At 71.6% G+C, this 3656-nt stretch carries 5 protein-coding genes; all 5 read right to left on the bottom strand.

Annotated features, from left to right (window positions below):
- Positions 1-645: MFS transporter (locus G3I40_RS21490; protein WP_164303768.1), on the bottom strand; the 645-nt coding region annotated here is incomplete at its 3' end.
- A gap of 127 nt (positions 646-772) precedes the next feature.
- On the bottom strand, positions 773-1207 hold the full coding sequence (gene nusB, locus G3I40_RS21485; RefSeq protein WP_164303767.1) for a transcription antitermination factor NusB: 435 nt from the start codon (positions 1205-1207) through the stop codon (positions 773-775).
- A 2-nt stretch (positions 1208-1209) separates the two neighbouring features.
- The gene (efp, locus tag G3I40_RS21480; protein WP_164303766.1) at positions 1210-1776 is read right to left on the bottom strand and encodes an elongation factor P; all 567 of its coding nucleotides are present in this window, start codon (positions 1774-1776) and stop codon (positions 1210-1212) included.
- Positions 1777-1835: 59 nt separating this feature from the next.
- Positions 1836-2954, bottom strand: coding sequence for an aminopeptidase P family protein (locus G3I40_RS21475; protein ID WP_164303765.1), 1119 nt, complete (start codon positions 2952-2954; stop codon positions 1836-1838).
- A gap of 106 nt (positions 2955-3060) precedes the next feature.
- A partial coding sequence (locus G3I40_RS21470; RefSeq protein ID WP_164303764.1) for an AAA family ATPase occupies positions 3061-3656 on the bottom strand: 596 nt, incomplete at its 5' end.

Raw genomic sequence — 3656 nt, 5'->3', positions numbered from 1 at the left:
CGTCCGCAGGGCGCTCCTGGTCCCCGCCGTCGCGGCCACGGCGGCGAGCATGCCGAGGGCGAGCAGGGCGCCGACGACCACGCCCATCAGGCGGTAGCCGCCCGCGCTGCCGCGGTCGTCGGCCGTGACTCCGGCGAGCAGCGGCGCGAGGGCGCCGGACAGCAGGATCGCGACCGCGAGGAAGGCCACGCGCCAGGACATGATCCGGGCACGCTCGTCCGGGTCGGCCGTGAGTTCCGCGGGCAGGGCGACGTAGGGGACCTGGAAGCAGGCGTACGCGGAGGCGGCCAGCAGGAAGAGGACGGCGACGTAGGCCGCCGCGGGCCCGCCGTCCAGGCCCGGGGCCGCGAACATGGCGGCGAAGCAGAGCGGAAGCGTGAGCGCGCCGAGCAGCATCCACGAGCGGCGCGGCCCGAAGCGGGAGCGCGTACTGCGGTCGGACAGGCTGCCGATCCACGGGTTGAGCAGCACGTCCCACGCCTTGGGCAGGAAGACGAGCAGTCCCGCGAGGCCCGCGCCGACGCCGAGGACGTCGGTCAGGTAGTAGAGCAGCAGCAGACCGGGGACGGTGCCGAAGGTGCCGGTGGCGAAGGAGCCGAGGCCGTAGCCGACGCGCACGGTGACCGGGAGACCTGTGGGGGACATGGCCAGAACCTAGTGACCGGGCCCGGGAACGCACCAGGCCCGAAGCAGAACATTGTTCAGGTTCTGCTCCGGGCCTGCGGAAATGCGGTGCGCTCTGCGGCGTCTGTGGCGTTGTGCCTCGTCGGCGTTACGCCTCGTCGCGGCGGAGCGAGGGCTTCAGGTCCTTGAAGCGGGCCAGAAGTCCGTTGATGAACGCCGGGGAGTCGTCGGTGGAGAACTCCTTGGCCAGGGAGACGGCCTCGTCGAGCACCACGGCGTCCGGCGTTCCGTCGACCCAGATCAGTTCGTAGGCGCCGAGCCGCAGGATGTTGCGGTCCACGACCGGCATCCGGTCCAGCGTCCAGTCGACGGCGTACTGCGAGATCAGCTCGTCGATGCGGCGGGCCTTGGGGGCGTACCCCTCGACCAGCTCCATCGTGTACTCGCTGACGGGGGGCTGCTGCGGGTCGCCGTGCGAGTTCTTGACCCAGTCGGCAAGGACCGTCACGACGTCGGCGCCGCGCTGATCGGCCTCGAAGAGGATCTGGAAGGCTCGCTTGCGGGCCGTATTACGGGCAGCCACGGTTAGCTGTTCACCCGGCCGAGGTAGCTGCTGTCACGGGTGTCGACCTTGATCTTCTCGCCCGTGGTGATGAAGAGCGGCACCGCGATCTGGTGGCCGGTCTCCAGGGTGGCGGGCTTGGTGCCACCGGTGGAGCGGTCGCCCTGGACGCCCGGCTCGGTCTCCTGGATGACCAGCTCGACGGCGGCCGGCAGCTCGACGAAGAGCACCTCGCCCTCGTGCTGCGCCACGGAGGCGTTGAAGCCCTCGATGAGGAAGTTGGCGGCGTCGCCGACGGCCTTGCGGTCGACGTGCAGCTGGTCGTAGGTCTCCATGTCCATGAAGACGAAGTAGTCGCCGTCCATGTACGAGAACTGCATGTCGCGCTTGTCGATCGTGGCCGTCTCGACCTTGACGCCGGCGTTGAACGTCTTGTCGACGACCTTGCCGGAGAGCACGTTCTTGAGCTTGGTGCGCACGAAGGCCGGGCCCTTGCCGGGCTTGACGTGCTGGAACTCGACGACGGACCAGAGCTGGCCCCCGTCGAGCTTGAGCACCAGGCCGTTCTTGAGGTCGTTCGTGGAAGCCACGGTTGCGGAATCTCCTGGACTGACGTGGACGACCCCGGGGCACAGCGCGCAGCCGACGGCTACAGCGCGAGCAGCTCCTTGGTCGTGATGGTGAGTAGCTCGGGTCCGCCGTCCGCCTCGGGGCGGACGACGAGCGTGTCATCGATCCGGACGCCGCCCCGACCAGGGAGGTGAACCCCCGGCTCGACGGTGACCGGCACACAAGCGTCAAGTTTACCCATGGCCGCGGGGGCCAACTGCGGGTCCTCGTCGATTTCGAGTCCCACCCCGTGGCCGGTCAGCCGCGGGAGCCCGTCACCATACCCCGCCGCGTCCAGTACGTGCCGGGCGGCCCGGTCCACCTCGCGGTACTCGGCACCGGGCACCAGACTCTCGCGTCCGGCCCGCTGAGCGGCGAAAACGAGGTCGTAGAGCTCGATCTGCCAGTCGGCGGGCGAGGTCCCGATGACGAAGGTCCGGCCGATCTCGCAGCGGTAGCCGCGATACGTCGCGCCCAGGCAGACGGACAGAAAGTCGCCCTCTTCCACCCGGCGGTCGCTGGGGCGGTGGGCGCCGCGCCCCGAGTTGGGTCCGGTGCCGACGGAGGTCGGGAAGGCGGGACCGTCGGCGCCGTGGTCGACAAGTCGACGTTCCAGTTCGAGGGCGAGGTGGCGCTCGGTGCGGCCGACGAGGATCGACTCGAGCAGTTCGCCGAGGGCCTGGTCAGCGATCTCGGCGGCGATCCGCAGACAGGAGATCTCGTCCTCGTCCTTGACCAGCCGCAGCTGTTCGACGCCCTTGTTCAGATCGGCGAGACGCAGCCGGGGCGCGACCGAGCCGAGCGCGCGGTGCCGTACCACCGTCAGGTGGTGCTCCTCCACGGCGAGCGAGTCGACGCCCTGGGCGGCGGCGACGTCAGCGGCGGCGACCGCCGGATCGCCGGCGGACGCGGCAAGGACCTGGACCCGCAGCTCCTCGTCGGCCCGCCCCTCGGCGGTCTGCCCGCTGGGCGGCCGCGTGCACAGCAGGACGTCACCGCTGCCGCCGGGTTCCCGGCCGAGCAGCAGGACGGCGCCGTGCGGGGCCGCTCCTGCGAGATAGCGGACGTTGGCGGGGCGCGACACGAGAGCGGCCGCACTGCCGCCCGCCGTCGTGCGCTCTCTGAGCCGGTCCCGTCGGGCCGCGTACACCTCTGACATGAGGCCGAGCGTACGAGCGGGAGCGCCGCACGGCCGGTTCAGCGCGTCCGGACGGGCGGCGGCACGTACGTTCCCGGGGCCGTCGGGGCGGTGCGGGGGTGACGGTTCACCACTGGGGCGGGCTGGCGATGGCCCGGGCGAGCACCTCGTCCAGGACCTGCGCCGTGGCGGCCACGTCGAGCTGGGAATTGTCGATGATCGGCAGGCCCGATCCGTACCAGCCCGCCATGCGTCCGTGGATCCGGGCGACTTCCTCGTCGGTCAGGCGCCGGTTGCCGCTGCGCTGGGCGTTGCGCTCCAGGACGATCTCCAGACCCGGCAGCAGGACGACCGGGAGCAGGCCGGGGCCGACGTGCCGCTTCCAGCCGCCGAGCCCGACCACGGGCCGGTCCGGGAAGACCGCGTCGTCGAGGATGCAGGAGATCCCGTTGGCCAGGAAGTTGCGGGCGGCGAAGCCGCAGGTGCGGCGGGCGAGGCGGTACTGCGCCTCGCTGTGGTCGTTCCACCCGGTCTGCGGGTCGGCGAACCCCGAGCGGACCCATTCGCGTACGTCGTCGAGGCTGATGTGGGCCGTCGGTACGCGGCGGCGCTCCGCCCAGTGCTTGGCGACGCTGGTCTTGCCGGCGCCGGCCGGGCCGATCAGCAGCACGGCGAGCGTGGTGGCGGCCGGGTCGGCGGGCGCCTGCGCGGGCGGCGGGCTCG

The organism is Streptomyces sp. SID14478 (genome assembly GCF_010548525.1).
Taxonomy (GTDB): domain Bacteria; phylum Actinomycetota; class Actinomycetes; order Streptomycetales; family Streptomycetaceae; genus Streptomyces.
The sequence above is the reverse complement of the archived record's forward strand: the minus strand, read 5'-3'. Positions and strand labels throughout refer to the sequence as shown.

Excerpts from the sequence above, each read along its gene's own strand:
- G3I40_RS21475 (WP_164303765.1), bottom strand. The coding sequence starts at position 2,954 with ATGTCAGAGGTGTACGCGGCCCGACGGGACCGGCTCAGAGAGCGCACG.